The sequence below is a fragment of the Citrobacter freundii complex sp. 2025EL-00176 genome, assembly GCF_053309355.1.
The window spans coordinates 39,541-56,710 of record NZ_JBRYHT010000011.1 but is presented as its reverse complement, the minus strand read 5'-3'; the positions used below and the strand labels follow the sequence as shown (position 1 = coordinate 56,710).

At 49.1% G+C, this 17,170-nt stretch carries 15 protein-coding genes; 2 read left to right on the top strand and 13 right to left on the bottom strand.

Going from position 1 to position 17,170, the window contains the following annotated elements; all coding sequences use genetic code 11:
* Positions 1-46: 46 nt before the first annotated feature.
* The 13 genes from ACVXHP_RS18830 to tctD form a co-directional block, all read right to left on the bottom strand.
* Positions 47-1,438 (bottom strand): DUF4832 domain-containing protein, encoded by a 1,392-nt coding sequence (locus ACVXHP_RS18830; protein ID WP_447572011.1) that lies wholly within the window; start codon positions 1,436-1,438, stop codon positions 47-49.
* A gap of 31 nt (positions 1,439-1,469) precedes the next feature.
* Positions 1,470-1,877, bottom strand: a complete 408-nt coding sequence (locus tag ACVXHP_RS18825; RefSeq protein WP_200009195.1) for a hypothetical protein — start codon at positions 1,875-1,877, stop codon at positions 1,470-1,472.
* A gap of 2 nt (positions 1,878-1,879) precedes the next feature.
* The gene (locus tag ACVXHP_RS18820; RefSeq protein ID WP_316129898.1) at positions 1,880-2,989 is read right to left on the bottom strand and encodes a glycosyltransferase family 4 protein; all 1,110 of its coding nucleotides are present in this window, start codon (positions 2,987-2,989) and stop codon (positions 1,880-1,882) included.
* 1 nt (position 2,990) lies between these two features.
* On the bottom strand, positions 2,991-4,202 hold the full coding sequence (locus tag ACVXHP_RS18815) for a glycosyltransferase family 4 protein (protein ID WP_447572010.1): 1,212 nt from the start codon (positions 4,200-4,202) through the stop codon (positions 2,991-2,993).
* 14 nt (positions 4,203-4,216) lie between these two features.
* The gene (locus tag ACVXHP_RS18810; RefSeq protein ID WP_447572009.1) at positions 4,217-5,206 is read right to left on the bottom strand and encodes a glycosyltransferase; all 990 of its coding nucleotides are present in this window, start codon (positions 5,204-5,206) and stop codon (positions 4,217-4,219) included.
* 4 nt (positions 5,207-5,210) lie between these two features.
* Complete coding sequence (locus ACVXHP_RS18805) at positions 5,211-6,581, bottom strand: capsular biosynthesis protein (RefSeq protein ID WP_200009199.1); 1,371 nt, start codon at positions 6,579-6,581, stop codon at positions 5,211-5,213.
* The gene (locus tag ACVXHP_RS18800) at positions 6,578-7,789 is read right to left on the bottom strand and encodes a lipopolysaccharide biosynthesis protein (RefSeq protein ID WP_447572008.1); all 1,212 of its coding nucleotides are present in this window, start codon (positions 7,787-7,789) and stop codon (positions 6,578-6,580) included. Before ACVXHP_RS18800 ends, ACVXHP_RS18805 begins: the two co-directional genes overlap by 4 nt.
* A complete protein-coding gene (locus ACVXHP_RS18795; RefSeq protein WP_447572007.1) occupies positions 7,786-9,906 on the bottom strand; it encodes a GumC family protein in 2,121 nt (706 codons plus the stop codon). The genes ACVXHP_RS18800 and ACVXHP_RS18795 overlap by 4 nt, the downstream gene beginning before the upstream one ends.
* A gap of 2 nt (positions 9,907-9,908) precedes the next feature.
* Positions 9,909-10,466: a polysaccharide biosynthesis/export family protein gene (locus tag ACVXHP_RS18790; RefSeq protein ID WP_316129677.1), complete on the bottom strand. Its 558-nt coding sequence runs from the start codon at positions 10,464-10,466 to the stop codon at positions 9,909-9,911.
* Between the two features lies 1 nt (position 10,467).
* Positions 10,468-11,754, bottom strand: coding sequence for an outer membrane beta-barrel protein (locus ACVXHP_RS18785; protein ID WP_304703037.1), 1,287 nt, complete (start codon positions 11,752-11,754; stop codon positions 10,468-10,470).
* Positions 11,744-13,159 (bottom strand): undecaprenyl-phosphate glucose phosphotransferase, encoded by a 1,416-nt coding sequence (locus ACVXHP_RS18780; RefSeq protein ID WP_200009204.1) that lies wholly within the window; start codon positions 13,157-13,159, stop codon positions 11,744-11,746. The genes ACVXHP_RS18785 and ACVXHP_RS18780 overlap by 11 nt, the downstream gene beginning before the upstream one ends.
* A 347-nt stretch (positions 13,160-13,506) precedes the next feature.
* Positions 13,507-14,919, bottom strand: a complete 1,413-nt coding sequence (locus ACVXHP_RS18775; protein ID WP_447572006.1) for a sensor histidine kinase — start codon at positions 14,917-14,919, stop codon at positions 13,507-13,509.
* Positions 14,906-15,580 carry a transcriptional regulator TctD gene (tctD, locus tag ACVXHP_RS18770; protein WP_447572005.1) on the bottom strand — a complete coding sequence of 225 codons (675 nt, stop codon included), beginning with the start codon at positions 15,578-15,580 and terminating at the stop codon, positions 14,906-14,908. Before tctD ends, ACVXHP_RS18775 begins: the two co-directional genes overlap by 14 nt.
* Positions 15,581-15,733: 153 nt before the next feature.
* Here tctD and ACVXHP_RS18765 point away from each other — a divergent pair, with 153 nt between their 5' ends.
* On the top strand, positions 15,734-16,711 hold the full coding sequence (locus tag ACVXHP_RS18765; RefSeq protein WP_447572004.1) for a Bug family tripartite tricarboxylate transporter substrate binding protein: 978 nt from the start codon (positions 15,734-15,736) through the stop codon (positions 16,709-16,711).
* Positions 16,712-16,725: 14 nt separating this feature from the next.
* Positions 16,726-17,160, top strand: coding sequence for a tripartite tricarboxylate transporter TctB family protein (locus ACVXHP_RS18760; RefSeq protein WP_087856208.1), 435 nt, complete (start codon positions 16,726-16,728; stop codon positions 17,158-17,160).
* The last annotated feature ends 10 nt before the right edge of the window (positions 17,161-17,170 follow it).

The following is a 17,170-nucleotide window of genomic DNA, read 5'->3' as shown; positions in this document are numbered from 1 at the left end:
TGTTCTCAGCAACGAGCCTGGTCGTCTGGCTCGTTGCTTTAGCGGGCTAGCGCGACGTTATGGTTGATACGCGATACCAGCCGCTGCTCTGCTTCCCTTCATTGGCAAAGTTAATTCTCACGGTACCGGATTTATCCAGCATCGCAACCTCAATCGCATATTGTCCTTTCGCCAGTCGACCCGGCATAGGTAGCGCATAACTGACCTGATGAATTCCCGGGAGCCAACGTCGTATATCATCCGCCGCATTACCCTGCGCCACTACCTTATTGCCACTGTCTACCACACGAAATGCCAGCGTATAGGGCAGGTAGATCGGTGCTACACCATCGTTATACCAGGTACTGTTCAACGTCAGCGTTTGACCACTGTTCCACACTGACTCATGGCTCAGGGACGCTAAGCGAAATCGATAGCCCAGTTTGGTCAGCGCATCGTCGACAATCGGTCGATAATCGCTGGGTATCGCTCTCGATTTCAGGTTGATGGTACTGGCATGCTGCTTGATCGCCCAGTCAAAAATCCCCTGCACTTCGGCGCGCGTATAATGAAAAGAATTCTTCCACTCCTGCATATACGAACAGATTTCCAGACTCACCGGCGCACGTTTCCAGGCATCGTTAAACCCTGCATAACCCTGCTGCGCTGCCAATAATCGCTGAGAGTAGTCATCTTGCATATGATTCCAGGCGTCTGAAAACACGCGCAGGTCGCCCCAACAGTCCGCACGCCACCCAGCCCCACGCGCCGCCGCATTTGCCAGGCTTTGCCCGCCGCTTATCAGCATAATTTTGGGCGTTATGGGAAACGCAGAAAAGTGCATCGCAACGTAGCGATCCAACTGTCCGGTGGTGTATCGCTCCAGGAGAGGCTTCAGCTCGGGGAAGTTGCTGTTATGCCACTCTCCCCACGCCCCCACCATGCCGATATCAACAAAAGCGAGATTCTCATTGCCATCGTAGCGCTGACCCAATGCGTTGAGCAGACGCTGGCTGTATTCGATAAACAGCGGATCATCTAAATCCGGCACAAACGTCTTATTATCAGACGTCCAGGTCCCTTTTACGCCTTTTTTAATCAGCCAGTCGGGAATTTTAGTGCCATCAGCCGGGTCGGCAAGGGCCATGAATCGTAGCCCGACATTCATCGCGGGCCGATGCGCCGCAGCGTATTTAAATGCCTCATCCACCAGCGTAAAATTGTACTGACCTTCAACAGGTTCCAGATCTCGCCAATAAAATCGCTCATATTCGAACCCGGTATTGGGATAATCCGCCAGACTCAGCGTTTCACCGTATCCCTGATGAAAACTGGCAACGCCAATCCCTGGGTTGGTCAACGGCCCCGTCAATACTTTGGGGGTTACGGTCGTTAATGCGGCCATGACCGACAGCGGGAGGAACATACCCAACAGCGCAGAAACCCATTTACACTTCATCGCAGTAACGCCCCCCACAGGTTTAATAACGCTAGTGTTTTTTCAGGTTCAACCACCAGTCCCAAATGCCGACGTGAAAATTTTGGAATACATCAATACCTAGCGCTGATTTGATCATATACAGCGTCAGCAATACGCAGCAGGTGACGAACAGCACGGCGATCAACAGCAAAAAAGTGAGCAAGATCCGCGACAGGGTCGATTCCTGGCGATGCTGTCGGCGTAAATCTCTGCCAAACAAAAAAACCAGATAAAAACGTTTACTGAAAAAAGGAAAACTCCGGCGAATATCAATCTGATGCCGTGAAGCCAATGTCGAGGCCAGGATCGCGTTTTCTACCCCTGCTTTTTGTTCCGGGGTCAATCCCTCCGCTATTTGCTCATCAAGGTGAGCATAGAATCGTTCGATGACAGGGGGACGATTTTGAGGACTGGTCAAAATTAACCTATATCTTTATCAATTGTGTGATAGACGTTGACTGTCTTTTTGGCGATTTCATGCCAATTATAGTTTTGCAAATATACACGATAGTCTACGCGATTGGCGGTCACCCACTGGGTTAATTTCTCGGCCAGACTGTTCACATCCCCAACCTTAAAATAGGCTGCGGCAGGTAGCTGAACTTCAAGGTTAGCCGGAATATCACTGACTACGGCGGGAAGAGAAAAGGACATCGCTTCCAGCAGCGCAATAGGCAGACCTTCGTGATATGAAGGCATCACAAACAGTTTCGCCTGTGAAAATACCGCCTGCAGCTCATCACCGCGTAAAAATCCGGTCATCACGACGCCTGGCGTGTCGGCGGCCAGCTTTTTCAGGCGAATGCTGTATTCGGTCGGATGATCCGCATCACCAATTAACACCAGCGGCAGGGTCAAACCGCTTTGTTGATAAGCGGCGATGGCGTCATGCATCCCCTTTTCTTCTACAAATCGTCCAACCACCACAAGATAATTTTTCGACTGTAGCCTAAAGCGGGAGAGCGTATTTTCGATAGTCAGCTCCGATAACAACCGTGGCTCGTTCACGCCGTTGTGAATTAAATGCGCGTCATAGCGATCATGTTTTTTCTGGATCAGTTGATTAATCACCTCAGAAATCACAATTACCTCATTGGCGTATCTCACCGCCCAGCGCTCGCCCAGCAGCAATATCTTTTTGGCAACGAATCCCCATTTCTGACGATCGTAGTCAGGCCCATGGTGAGTAAAAACGACCTTTTTACCCAAGACGCGTAATAATGGAATCACAAGCCCCGGTCCGATCGCGTGAACATGCACAATATCCGAATGGTCGAAAACTGTCCTCAATGCCGCTAAAACGGAATGCACAATCGCTTCCAGCGAGCGTTTTTTGGGTGCCCACAGCGCATAGGTTTCGACTTTCTTATACGTTGACCGTTTGTAATTCACATAGGGTGAGCGAGCGATAACACAAATATCAACATCGAGCTGCTGCTTAATCGCAGGATATAGATTCTGGCAGTGCGTCTCTACGCCGCCCAACACATCCGGAATACCTCGTGTGCCAAAAACCGTTATTTTTTTCATACTATGGCCTGCTCAGCAGTTCTTTATACAGCGCCAGTAAGGTATCCATATGTTTGCTTAGCGCATATTTTTCACTTAACCGTGCCCGACCCTGTAACCCCATAACCCGCGCTTTCTCTGGCGAGTCGGCCAGCGTCTCCATCGCATTCGCCAACGCTTGTACGTTGCCCGGCTCGAATAAAATCCCTTCAATACCGTCACGAATTTGTTCCGGGATCCCGCCAATGCGCGATCCAATCACCGGCTTGCCCAGGGACATCGCCTCTAATATCGCCATAGAACAGTTTTCATAACATTCAGAAGGAAGGATCACCGCCCGCGCATGCTTAATAAGCTTATCGAGGGCTTCCCCTTGCTGCACATAACCTAAAAACTCAACATCCGGATAGTTGGCGACTAACTCGTCATGTAGCGGGCCGTGGCCCACAATTTTCAACGGCGCTTTGTTCCGCATTTTCTCATGTGCCGCCAACAGCGTTGCCACCCCTTTTTCACGGCTCAGGCGACCAAAGAACAGCATATAGCCTTCATCGCCTGCATCATCCAGAGGACGGCTGTCATCGACCCCATTAACGATCACATCAATGCGCGACTTCGGCAGCGTACGCAGCAGCACGCCGCGTAAAAAAACGCTCGGCGAAACGATCACATCCAGCGCCTGGTAATTTTGCGCAATGTATTGCCAGGTCGCTTCCAGAGAGAGCAGCAGGCTTTTTGAGGCGGAACCTTCCTGGCAACGATACCTGAAGGCATTAAAGACCGTGCCGGTGATACAGGAGTCACACACTTTGCCGTCGCGCAACATGGAATACGTAGGGCAGACAATCTTATAGTCATGCGCAGTCAGTACCGTTTTGCAGCCAAAATTGCGTGCAACTTTTATCAGCGCCGGCGTTAACTGGTGATAGATATTATGAAAATGGACGATATCCGGGCGCTCTTTTTGTAGTAACGCCAGCATCTTTTTGCAGGCCTGCGAATTATGAATAAAGTTAACCGCCGTTTTGAGCCCGCCCAACAAATTACTTTCCTGGTGGTAGTCCACATTGCTGACAAAATAATCCGCATAGTCTGAAGGGAAATTTTTCTCATGCTGCATCGAGAAATCAATCACCTGCACGCCGGCCTGTTTCAGCATATCGCGCTCTTGAAAATAAACCGTTTCTGCGCCGCCTTTGATGAAAAAAAACTTATTTACTAATAAAACTTTCATGGCGTCTGCCTTAGTTATTCATGAATGATTTTACTGTCAGGCGGCGTCAACGGGTCGCGTAGCGGATGTGTCAGCCCTTTAACAAGTCCCGCAGAAAGCACAGCTAAGTTCATCACGCTTTGTAAGCCATTCAATAACGACCGATTCTGCACGGTTTTCAGTATCACAAAGGCAAGCAATGGCAGAAATGCGATATCGAAAATTTCGAGATTAAAGGTCACCGCCGCAAGGAACAAGGCCACCAGGTAAACAGCAAAAATCGCCTCGTTTTTAACCATTTTTAACGCTTTAATGAAATAAGGCTTTCCCCAGGCGCAGCGTAAAAATTCGCCCGGAGCCTGATAGTATCCGCTATTCCAGCGGTGCTTTAGCATCTGAAAGGTCGGCATGGTATGCGAAGTATGAATAAAATACGGAATATTCAGACGACGTAGCTTATAACCCGCGTCAAGTAAACGCAGGCCCAGTTCAGCTTCTTCATAAGCGTGCAGATTACGGTTAGTGAGATAACCAATTTTCTCAATGGCGGAGCGGCGATATAGCCCCCCACCACCTAAATGGTCGCTATCTCCTACGGGATAGATTTTATTAATACGCTGCTTGCGCGATTTAAATTCATAGTTAACGGCATCGTCCATTTCGACGGTTCCCGCTACGCCTGCGTATTCCGGTTCCGCCTGCAAAAACGCGACAGCCTGATCCACAAATCCTTCTTCCAGCTCCATGTCGCCGTCCATCAGCAACAAATATTCCCCTTCACTATAAAGGTAGCCCAACTGATGTCCGACGCCACAGCAACGATCGCCTGGATCGGTTAATGACACCACAGTCACCCCTTTATCGATCGCCAACTGCTGGGTGTTATCCGTTGACAGACTATCTGCCACAATAATTTTATGTGGATAATCAACAAGCTGTTTACGGATACTATCAATTGTTTTCTCAATACATTCAGATTCATTGAGCGTTTTGATACTCACTGAAATAAACGGTTTATTGTCCATACAATTACCCTACGCAGCGAAGGACGGTTCGACGAATCACTAAACTTGATCCTAGTGATAAATAGAACAGGAATTGTAACATCGGTGTAATCATCAGTATCTGGCTGTAAGGTAAGCTAATTAAGCAAGCAATCGCAAAAGCATTAAATGCCGGAGCAAAGCTCAACAACTGAAGATCCTGCGGGTCCAGTTGTTCCAGCGTTAGTAATGGTTTGGGCTGACATACTTTCAGAATATAAATGAATAAGCTAATGAAGAGTAACGTGCCGATCACCCCCACTTCCCACAGCAACATACTCAGAGAAGTCGAATCGAGGATTAAGTTATAAATAATATTCAGAAAGCCCGGCGATACCGTACTCCCGCTGTTAGTGGCGTTGAGTCCATAGCCAAATAACGTTCCTGACAGTCCCCACAGATCGTTATTTTTCAGCCAGAACAGGAAGGTCGTAAAGCGCCCTAACTCCCCGGTAGACATGATGTAGTTCGGATCAAAGATATAGCTCAATGAATCAATGAAAATACTCAACGCGCTTTTCGACGGATCGCCGCCAAACGCAGTAGAATAATAATACGCAAGGATCACTATCGACAGGCTAATCAGCAGCAACATCCCCGCCACAATAACCAACAACGTCTTCAGATTAATCTTGCTAACGTCTTTAACGTAGCTCGGTGAGATCCATACCCACGCCAGGAATAGAGGCGATAGCAGGATAACGAACTTCACTTCACCAATAATACACAGCCCGATCCCGAGCACAATGTGCAACGCCATGGATTTAAACGTGGTCAGTCCGTGCTTATACTCAGAGACCTTTAACAACATAATCAGCAGGCAAAACAGGCCCATCGCGGCAGTGTTACCGCCCCCCATTGGGTCGCCACCAAACGTGCCCACCACGGAGTCCCATTTTTCATCTTCACCACGCACCGCGACACGCTGGGGAACGACCAGTAAAACCTGATAAATCATGACCGGAATCTGCGCGTAAAACACCCAGTACAAATAGCGAGTCACGCGATAAATCTGCGACTCCCGGCAAAATCCCAGCAGCAAGCAGATCATCACCAGCGACAGTGCGATTTCATTTTTAAAGGCCACAATCGCGACGGTGATCCCGCCCTGAATCAGAGTTGAAGCCCCGGCCAGTATCAGGAACGAGAAATACAGCGCCAGTACAATCGTCTCCTGCGCATCCAGACGCAGCGAGCCATCCCGCGTCTGCATCACCAGTAATCCCACCATCAATAAGGTCAGGAAAAAAGGAATCCACAGCACTGACTGCATGCCGGTAAAGTATTGCACCAGGCCACAGAGGATCAGTGTAACGAAGGTATAACCCTGTAAATAATATCCGGTATTCAGCGTCATAGTATCACCGGCCTGTCTTTCAGCAGATTAGCCCGCTTGTTCATTTTCAAATAAATAAAGGCGTAGCGAATAAATGTCAGTGCAGAAAACAAAATCACCGACGTTGCATAGTCTTTATAAAAATAGGGCGTCACGACAAAAGCGAATAACACAATCGCCAGTTGCTCCAACTGGATGCGCAGAAAATAGCGGTGGGAGCCAAAAATAAGCTCTATTACCGTCAGAGGGCTTATCGCCAGCGCCGGGAACAGGTAGGGTAGCATGTAGCGAGACGTTTCAATGGAGTTAATCCAGTCTTCGCTAAAACCGAGGCGCATCACAATCGGATAGAAAATAAACACGCCAAGAGTACAGATAACCCCCAGCACCAACAGCAGCATCCGTACCCGGGTATACTCCTGATAATTAAAGGTGTTGTTTCTGAAATCGATAGACCACTTGGAAAAAATAGTATTACGCACCGCGTTCCCGATGATCACCACCGGCGCCAGGCAGAAGCGGCTGACCACGGAAAAATAACCAGCGGTCAGCGCCGAAAACCAAAAGTTAATCAGCATAACCGGTAGATTGCTGCTGGCCATCGCCAGCACCTCAGCACTGCCAACTTTAGTAATGTGATGAATATTCTGTTTAAAGAAATGCCAATTACTGGCGGGTAGTAAATGTCGGGCCGCCACCGAACGAATATCAAACGAATGCAATATACAGCTTACCGTCAGCACCATCGTCGCACAGGCCCACGACCAATAAAACAACTGCACCTGATGCGTAACCAGTACCGAAAGTAATACCACCACAGAGACAGAAATGCGCTGGAAGATCAGAAAACGAAAGTTAGCTGTGCGCAGCGACAGGTTTTCCGAGATGAGAACCCACGCCGTAGCAAGCGTCAGCAAATAGAGGAACAGTATACTCTGGTGGAACAACCACGCGGTCAATACGGCGTAGGGGAAGGCAATAATCGTGCTTTGTATCAGGCAAAACACGACATTCTGTACCAGTTCCTCATCCTGCTGTTTAGGAATTAAAAGCTGTGATGCAAAGGTACAGACCTGAGCGCCCACCACGGCAATACTGTAGTTGAGCGCATAAAGCCCTACTTCAGCCATATCGTACTTGTGTGAGATCAACCAGATAGACAGCGCACCAATCAATTGAGAAATGACTGATGAACCGGCTATCGTGGAGGCGCTCTTCAGTAGACTCATACGCGGCCTGGCGTCGTCATCAGTTGATCGGTACTGAAGTTCAGTGAGCGTAGACCTTCTTGCGTTTCAAGGTCCTTTTCTTCCACCGCATTCAGCACGGCGCCAATCACAACGCCGTTATTTTCCTCGATCTTGTCCAGCGCGTTGGCAATATGTCCCGCCGAACCCGCCCCGGCTTTCACAATGAAAATGACCCCATCAACGGCGCGTTTGATCAATTGCACATCCTGACTCTGATTTACGGCAGCCACATCGATAATGATGCGTTGATAGTGGGATTTCAGCTCGTACATTAAGGGCTCAAGGTGCCCGGACGACAACATCAGTAGAGAAGAGATGGTGGCCTTCCCGTGCGGGATAAAATCGAGATTATCACTGAGCTTGATTCGCGCCTGTTCAAGCAGGGTCTCCCCACGCAGCAGTTCCGCTACGCCTGCGGACGTTGCCGATGCCAGTTCGGATGAGAGTCCGTCAGTATTAAAGAAATCCGCATCGATAAGCAGCGTTTTCTGGTCGAAACTAAAGGAATTTGCTAACAGACTCGCCAGCAAAGAGCGCCCTTCACGGTGCTCCGTCGATGCCACGGCAAGCGTTTGTAACGGTCGATTATCCAACATAATCCGGGTACGGATACCGTGCACAATATCGGCATTCAGCGGGTTCTTGAGGATCATGTCCCGCACCTGCGCGCGCCCAGAGGTCCCACTAAAACGACGGATTTCGCCCAGCGGCGCAATGTTCAGGCGCTTTTTCATACGACTTAACGTGCGCATTGAGTTGTCCATCGCCGCTTTGACAATGAAATACATGACACTGAACACCACCACCAGCAGTACCACCATCACCAGTAAGAGGGATTTATTCGGCTTCGCGGGTTTTAGTGGGGGAACGGCAGGATCATATAACACCGCATCGGCATTCACGCCGGACAGCGACAGTTCCTGAGTACGTTGATACAGCGATTTATACAGATCTTCCATTTTATCTAACGACAGCTTTTGGCTGTTCCAGACATCCCGTTTTGAGGCCATTTTCTGGAAGATCTCTTTCTGCTGCGCCAGCTGCTGTTGATAGTTCTTTTCATCCGCCAGCGCCGCCAGATATTGCTGACGTAACCCCACTTTCAGCTCACCCAGTACCCGTCCGGTTTGGCTTTGGATCGACTGGACATCAGCTTCTGCTTTTAAAATAGCGGGATTTTTCGGCCCGTATACTTTGTGCAATTCGGACAACGTACGCTGCGCCTGAATTAACGCAATACGTAAATCCTGAATCTGGGCGTGGTTAGAGACCGAAGGTAGTGAGATAACGCTCTCCACCGACCGCCCTCCGCTATTCACCTCGTTATAGACAGATTCAGCGGCAACACGACGTTGGGTCGCATCAGCCAGGCGATTGGTGACGATACTTAACTGCTCGGTTTCAAAGCCATCGATACCGCGAAAAGTCAGCAGCCCGGCGTTTTTCAGATAGCTGTCCATTTCCTCTTTTTGTTTCGCTATCGACTTCTGAATCTCTTCCATTTTTTCAAAATTCAGTTCGCGGGCTTTCTCTACTTTCAGACGCTTTTGCTCAACCGTATAGTTGATGAAAGCCTGCGCGACGCCGTTGGCAACGTCAGCAGCCACCAGCGGCGAGGGGGATTCATAGGTGATAGACGCCAGGTTCGTTGTACGAATCCCGATGACATTCAGGTTTTTCGACAACGTTTTCAGCGCTTGCTCCATCCTCAACTGTCGGCTTTCACTGCTTTCCGCTCCCTGTTTTTCCCCGGTAAATTCCGGATTTTCATCCAGCTTCATATCGCGGACGGCCTGCTCAAGCACAATTCGTGAATGCATCAACGCATATTGCGTTTCGTAGTAACCACTGCGCGTTGAATCGAAACCATCAACCTGTGGGAACGGAGAAACGTTATCGGCCTGTGCTTTAATCAGTACCGTCGCCGTTGAGACATACTTTGAGGACATCATGCTGATTATTGGATATGCCACGACCCCGGCAACGATACCGGCCAGCGCGATTTTCCAGGCGTTCTTTTTCAGCTCTTTGGCAAAGCGGGAGAATTCAACCGTGCTTTCTCGTTTTTTGCCGTTTTCCACTAGAGATAGTTTCATCGTCAGAAGAACCCCATGCCAATAATCACGACATCCCCAGGATGAACAGAGTGCGTTAAATCGACATTCTCAAGCAGCTGATTGCTGCCAGACAGGCGAATGTTGATATCTTGTCGGTCAGCACGATCTGTAAATCCCCCCGCCTGCGCAATAGATTTCTCCACGGTAAGACCTGGCTCCCAGGCAAATCCGTTCGGACTTTTCACCTCACCAGAAACATAGTATTTCCGGAACTCGGCAATACTCACCGTCACCATCGGCGTGGTAAAATAATCTCCCGTCAACCGTTGAGTTAATTCGTTGGTCACTTGATCGACAGTTTTATCTTTTAATTTAAGAGCGCCCACAAACGGAAAATTAATCTCCCCGCTCTTATCCAAAATAAACCGCATCGTCATATCGGGTTGACCATGAACAGCAATATTGACAGTATCCCCCGCCCCAAGCCGGTAATCCTGCTGAACTGTAGCAGGATCATCCATTAATCTCGGGCTGGACGTTGAGCACCCGACCACCAGGATACTGAATAGCAAAAACGCGCACAGTTCTATAATTTTCATTTTAGATCTGAACCTTAGCTTTAAGCATAATCATAGAATTATCATAACCCAACGTTCTAATAACTTCCTGGTTGTCGTTGGGACCGATATAAAACGAATCAGTATCCTTATTCGAATTCAATGTATCTAGTTGATATTTAATCTCAAAATTAACCGATGGCGTATAGTCGTAGCTCATGGTGACGCTAAATACCCCATCTTTATCATGCCGATCCTTGTTCTGTTTTTTATAGTCTTCCGCAGTGTATGAATAATCCAGCAACGTAGAAAAACGATTACCTAACCAGAAATGCTGGTAAGAAATGCCATACTGGGTCACTAAAATATATCCCCCAACTTCCGAGGGGTCTTTAATGCTTTGCGCCGAATGGGCCGTAAAAACCGACTGTTGCAGCGGCTTCCACTCTGCTTTTATGTCCCAGTTCAGGCCATTAAAATCATGTGAATTGGTACTGTTTTCAAATGTTTTGTACAACCATGAAATATTCATGTCGACATTGGTTTTGCCCGTCAACTGCGATTTCAGGCCGTACAGCAAGTAGTACTCATTAGTATCTTTTTCTGAGTTGTTATCATAGCGACGCTGGTTAGTAATAAAGCTATAGCGAAAGCGTGTTCTGGATGTGTATTGGTCAAAAATTTCTGCTACCAGGCTATTTTCATGCCATTCTTGTTCCTGAATGTAATGGTAAAAATCCTCACTGGTATCCTGTACATCAGAAGTATTACCGAAAGTCAGTTTTTTGTATAACAACGCCAGTTCCGCTTTGCCACGCCCATCTGGCGCACCGTAGCTGTAGCGCATTTCACTGTTGATAAAATTCGTCGTCAGTGGCGATTTAATCCCATATTGCTGAAACTGGCCGGGTAAAAAACCCTCGGTAATACCGCGACCACGGGATTCATGCCCAAGCGAATCCTCCAGATTGAGGGTTAAGCCATGCATGAGTCCATAACGCCAGGCCCCATTAAAACGGAAAAAATGATCGGTGTAGTTATCAGCAGAATCGCTTGAGTAGTTACGGTAATCCCCAGAGTACATCAGTAAGTACTTATCCTGGCCTCGCTCGCCGATCATACTCAGCACTGGCGCTGCGCTCTGAAACGAGGAACCGACAGCATCGCTGTTATGTGGCTGAAAAGTTACGTTATCATTATAACCATAGTCCACAGCAACCTTGCCCTGGAAGTCGATCCCCGCAAAGCCGATGTGTGATTTCGGTGTTAAATCAGCCCATGCGGACTGCGCTATCACAATTCCGGTAATAACGATTAATTTAGTATGCATTCTTACCGACAAATCCTTTGAAAATAGTTTTAATGATAATTTTTATATCCAGCCACAATGACCAGTTTTGAATGTACTCAATATCGTACTGAACCCGTTTTTCCATCTTATAAAGCGCATCGATTTCCCCACGAAAACCGTTAATCTGCGCAAGTCCGGTGATGCCAGGCTTTACCTTATGACGGATCATGTAATTTTCGACTTGTTTGCGGTACTGCTCATTATGCGTAACCGCATGGGGTCTGGGACCCACAATCGACATACTTCCCTGCAATACGTTAATAAATTGCGGAAGTTCATCCAGAGATGTACGGCGTAAGAAGCTACCGAATTTCGTCACCCGCGGATCGTTTTTCGTGGCCTGAATTACCGTCTCGGAATTCTCCATAACGCGCATAGTGCGAAATTTCCAGACCTTAATTTTTTGCCCACTCAGACCATACCTGTCTTGTTTGAAAAACACCGGCCCACGAGAAGTGAGTTTGATACCAATAGCAATAACCAACATCAGCGACGAAATCATCAGCATAATGATACTGCCAAGAACCAAATCTTCCGCCCGCTTAATAAACGAACCCGCCCCTTCAAACGGCGAGCTAAAGATACCGATGGTTTGCAGGTTGTGGATAGAACGTAGCTTGGACATATTGTTGCTGTAGGTATAAAAGTCAGGAACAATATAGGTATCTACGGTGGTGTCTGACATCATGGTCAAGAAATGGCGGATGCGATGCAGCGCCACCATCGGTAAAGCGATATAGATTTCGTCTATATTTCCCAGTCGAGCTTCCTCAACCAGATTAATCACCGGGCCACGAAAGGGGCTTTTGACCTTATCTACAATGTCGCCACAGCGCGATAACGCACGCTCATCATAAAAAGCCAGATCCAATTTGATATCGGCGTACTCATACAGTAACGCGCTTTCCGCGGCCAGACCATTGTCGGTCAAACCAATAATCGCCACGCGCATACTCTTTTTCGTTGAATATTTAAAAATAAAAAAGCGAATGTAATAAAGAAAAGGTAATGGAATGAAGTACCAGTAAATAATGGCAGAATAAAAAGGAGACGGTAGCCTGTCTAAGTAACCGAGGGACTCCGGTTCTGCCACCGTCATACTCACCAGTTCGTTAAAGAATATAGCCAACAGCGTACAAAAAAGTAACCTTTTTTGATTACGTAAACCAATCGTTTTAATTTTCTGCTGATAAATTTTGATATATTCAGCGAACAACAAAAAAAAGACAGAGAACAGAATACTCAGAATAGCAATGGTATTAAACGGCATCAACCCCAGCAGATGGGCACTAAAAATTAACGTCACATTAATAACGATAAAATCAACCAGTTTTAAAAAGACTGGATATCCTTGACTGCTAATCTTTAGCGATTTTTTTAGCATATCTCAGCCCATTATCTATTGATATTTAATTATTTTTTTCTCATTTCATGTTGCTAATTATATCACAAGTCTAAAAAACGCAATGACCCATTGTCAGTAAATGTAAAAAATAATGTTCATTACTGTGACATGAACCTCTCATACCAATTTATCTATATGATTCTAAAGAAAATTAATGCAATGAAAGTTTTCACCACCAAAGCAAAAAAGTCCATCTTTTACAACAAAATTATCATTGACAGTTAACAGACCATGGTCTACACAAAACGTTTTATGTATGACAAATTTCACCACGGTTTTATTTTAAATCCCCTTCCATTTCGGCTAAACACTGTAATAAAAATATGTCAGCCAGCAACGCTTAAAAAACGCACCCGTACGTTTAACCCACCTAATGTTTCGCTACGTGTCAGCTGCGGATGCGTACGGTGTAAACGCGCAATGTCGTTAACCAGCGCCAGACCAATTCCTGCGCCTGGGACATTGCCAACGTTATCGAGTCGATGAAACGGTAGCATCGCCTGATGAACCATCTGATCCTCTATACCTGGCCCGCTATCCTCAATCACTAGCACCACGGCTTCGCCTTCACGCTGCAGTCGGGCTGTCACCACCCCATGCGGCGGCGTGTATTTCAGGGCGTTATCCAGTAGATTCCCACACAGTTCGCCGAGCAGGACTTCATCGCCCTCAATCCACACCGCGCCCTGTTCCCCTTCATAACCCAGATCGATAGCTTTACTGCGCGCCTGCGCCAGCCGGGTAAAACAACTGCTTTGCACTACCTCATACAAATTAACCGGTGAGAAGTGCTTTTCTCCCTGCTCTTTGCGCTTCACAGCCGACAGCTGAAGCAGCCTTTCCGTCAGCTGAATAGTGTTATCCAGAGTCACGCTCATGGCCTGTAAACTCTCGTACCACTGCTGAGGCTGCGGGCTGGCGAGGGCGACCGCCGCCTGAGTTTTCAGGACCGCTAATGGCGTTTTAAGCTGATGGGACGCGTCAGCGCTGAAGCGTTCCTGACGAGAGATAAGGCCGCGCAGTCGGTCCAGATAGCGGTTAAATGCCACAATCAGCAGACGGGTTTCCGACCACGGCAACAGCTCCGGCAACGGCGTCAGCAGCCCAGGCTCGCGACGCACCATCAGCGATGACAACTGGCGCATCGGACGCAGCACCCGGCGCAGCAGCCAGCCAACCAGCACCAGCGTGAGCATTACCAGCAGCCCTTGCGAAACCCACGAGGAGAACATCAGCTGTCGCGCCAGATAACGCCGTGATTGCAGCGTTTCAGCGACATAAATCTCCGCCATGCCGATAATACCCCCCTCGTTGACGGGCTGTAGCAAACGCGCCACGCGGATTGCCTCACCGCGATATTCAGTGTGATAAAACCACGCCAGCGCCGGATAAAGCCGGGTGCGCGAGGTTGAAGGCGGCATTGCAGGTAAATCGTCATAACCTGATATCACCTTTCCCGCCGGGTCGACCACTTTGTAATACAGCCTGTCGTTCATATTCAGCTCAAAGCTGTCCAATACCACCCACGGCACATTCACTTCCAGCCGTTTATTACGTACCACTAACCGCTCAGAGACGGTTCTGGCGGACGAGAGCAGCGTCCGATCATACGCCTGCGTCGCTGCCTGTAACGCGCTGACATAGCTGTTAAACGCCGACAGCCCCCACAGCAACAGCAGCGGTAATCCCAGAAACGTCAGCAGTTGCAGATACAACGACTGAGGCTTAACCCACCTCATCGCTACGCTCCAGCACATAGCCCAGACCCCGTAGCGTGGCGATGCGCACATCGCTTCCCTGAAGTTTTTTACGCAGACGATGGATGTACAATTCGATACTTTCGGGGCTGACCTCGTCGCTCAAACTAAAGACCTGCTCAAATAACTGCTGTCGCGAAACCGGGCGCAACCGACGGTACATCAGCACCGTCAGCAGAGCCTGTTCGCGCGGCGTGAGCGCCAACGGTTGCCCCTGCAACAGAAAGTAGCCTTCATCATGAAATGCCAGTTCGCCCAGTTGCTGTATGCCTTGTACCTGCCCCGCGCTGCGACGGAGCAAGGCGCGTAGTCGGGCATCAAGTTCTTCGATTTCAAACGGTTTTGCCAGATAGTCATCGGCACCGACATTCAGCCCCTTCACCCTGTCGGCGACCGCGCTGCGTGCCGTCAACAGCAGAACGGGGAGCGTCTGGCCGCGCTTGCGCAGCCGCTGGACGACTTCAAGACCATCCAGCCCCGGCATATTGATGTCCAGCACCGCCAGCACGTACGTTTCACTATGTAAAAGATGGTCGGCCGCCTGGCCATCAAAAACGCAGTCGACGGCAAAACCGTTTTGCACCAGCGCTTTCTCCAGCCAGTGAGCTAACTCACGGTTATCTTCCGCTAATAAGAGACGCATATCACATCCTGTAAAGTTTCTGCCGCATTGAAAGGGAATTGAAAGGTTAATGTTTTAACAATCACGCAACCGAACTGCTACACATCGGCTCACATAATCACAAAAATCTTCTTCCGTACCTGAAAATCCGGTTTTCCGGCGTGAGGATAAACAATGAAAAAACAATTACTTCGTACCCTTACTGCAAGCATTTTACTGATGAATACCTCTGTTCTGGCAGAACAAGCGCCATCGCGCACCGAATGTATCGCTCCGGCGAAACCCGGCGGTGGCTTCGATCTCACCTGCAAGCTGATTCAGGTGAGCATGATGGAAACCGGCGCGATCGAAAAACCGATGCGCGTAACCTATATGCCCGGCGGCGTTGGCGCGGTGGCCTATAACGCCATCGTCGCTCAACGCCCGGCTGAAGCGGGCACCGTGGTGGCTTTCTCCGGCGGCTCCCTGTTAAACCTGTCACAAGGTAAATTTGGTCGTTATGGCGTGGATGACGTGCGCTGGTTGGCAAGCGTGGGCACGGATTACGGCATGATAGCCGTACGCCAGGACTCACCATGGAAGACGCTGAAAGATCTGCTGACGGCAATGGAAAAAGATCCTAACAGCGTAGTTATTGGCGCGGGCGCTTCAATCGGTAGTCAGGACTGGATGAAGTCGGCGCTGCTGGCGCAAAAAGCCAACGTCGATCCGCACAAGATGCGCTATGTGGCCTTTGAGGGCGGCGGTGAGCCTGTGACAGCGCTGATGGGCAATCACGTGCAGGTGGTTTCCGGCGATCTCAGCGAGATGGTGCCTTATCTCAGCGGCGACAAAATCCGCGTGCTGGCGGTGTTCTCTGAAGAACGTCTGCCGGGTCAGTTAGCCAATGTGCCAACCGCCAAAGAGCAGGGTTACGACCTGGTGTGGCCGATCATTCGTGGCTTCTACGTTGGACCAAAAGTCAGCGATGCCGAATACCAGTGGTGGGTCGATGCCTTTAACAAACTCCAGCAGACCGAGGAATTTAAAAAGCAGCGCGATCTCCGCGGCCTGTTCGAGTTCAACATGAGCGGTAAGCAGCTCGACGAGTACGTGAAGAAGCAGGTCACGGATTATCGTGAGCAGGCGAAAGCGTTCGGTCTGGCGAAATAAGCGCAGAGGCAAAGATGATGAGCGATCGTATTTTTGCAGGTATCTGGCTGTTGCTCTGTATAGCCGGGCTGTTCGTAGCCTGGCAAATCACCAGCGAATACAGCTATGAGCCGGTTGGACCGCGTCCCTTTCCGCTAGGCATTATCAGCCTGATGCTGTTATGCGCCGTGGCGCTGCTGTTGCGCCACCCGGACACCATCAGTTGGCCTCGCCGCCATGTGCTGCAAAAGCTGCTGACGATGGTGATTGTTCTGTTGATGTACGCCTGGGGTTTTGAATGGCTCGGTTTTCCCATCGCTACCGCCATTCTTACCGTGGTGATTGGCATGCTGTTCGGCGCAACCATTCCGGCTGCGGGTATTTCCGGCGCGGTGCTCGGCATTCTGTTGTGGTATGCCTTCGACCGGCTGCTTGACGTCACCTTACCACTCGGCGCCTGGCTGGGTTAACGGAGAAACG

What these genes read in the sequence shown, in the direction of transcription:
- ACVXHP_RS18830 (WP_447572011.1), bottom strand. Translation starts at nt 1,438, where the DNA reads ATGAAGTGTAAATGGGTTTCTGCGCTGTTGGGTATGTTCCTCCCGCTG.
- ACVXHP_RS18820 (WP_316129898.1), bottom strand. Translation starts at nt 2,989, where the DNA reads ATGAAAAAAATAACGGTTTTTGGCACACGAGGTATTCCGGATGTGTTG.
- ACVXHP_RS18815 (WP_447572010.1), bottom strand. Translation starts at nt 4,202, where the DNA reads ATGAAAGTTTTATTAGTAAATAAGTTTTTTTTCATCAAAGGCGGCGCA.
- ACVXHP_RS18810 (WP_447572009.1), bottom strand. Translation starts at nt 5,206, where the DNA reads ATGGACAATAAACCGTTTATTTCAGTGAGTATCAAAACGCTCAATGAA.
- ACVXHP_RS18805 (WP_200009199.1), bottom strand. Translation starts at nt 6,581, where the DNA reads ATGACGCTGAATACCGGATATTATTTACAGGGTTATACCTTCGTTACA.
- ACVXHP_RS18800 (WP_447572008.1), bottom strand. Translation starts at nt 7,789, where the DNA reads ATGAGTCTACTGAAGAGCGCCTCCACGATAGCCGGTTCATCAGTCATT.
- ACVXHP_RS18795 (WP_447572007.1), bottom strand. Translation starts at nt 9,906, where the DNA reads ATGAAACTATCTCTAGTGGAAAACGGCAAAAAACGAGAAAGCACGGTT.
- ACVXHP_RS18790 (WP_316129677.1), bottom strand. Translation starts at nt 10,466, where the DNA reads ATGAAAATTATAGAACTGTGCGCGTTTTTGCTATTCAGTATCCTGGTG.
- ACVXHP_RS18785 (WP_304703037.1), bottom strand. Translation starts at nt 11,754, where the DNA reads ATGCATACTAAATTAATCGTTATTACCGGAATTGTGATAGCGCAGTCC.
- ACVXHP_RS18780 (WP_200009204.1), bottom strand. Translation starts at nt 13,159, where the DNA reads ATGCTAAAAAAATCGCTAAAGATTAGCAGTCAAGGATATCCAGTCTTT.
- ACVXHP_RS18775 (WP_447572006.1), bottom strand. Translation starts at nt 14,919, where the DNA reads ATGAGGTGGGTTAAGCCTCAGTCGTTGTATCTGCAACTGCTGACGTTT.
- tctD (WP_447572005.1), bottom strand. Translation starts at nt 15,580, where the DNA reads ATGCGTCTCTTATTAGCGGAAGATAACCGTGAGTTAGCTCACTGGCTG.
- ACVXHP_RS18765 (WP_447572004.1), top strand. Translation starts at nt 15,734, where the DNA reads ATGAAAAAACAATTACTTCGTACCCTTACTGCAAGCATTTTACTGATG.
- ACVXHP_RS18760 (WP_087856208.1), top strand. Translation starts at nt 16,726, where the DNA reads ATGATGAGCGATCGTATTTTTGCAGGTATCTGGCTGTTGCTCTGTATA.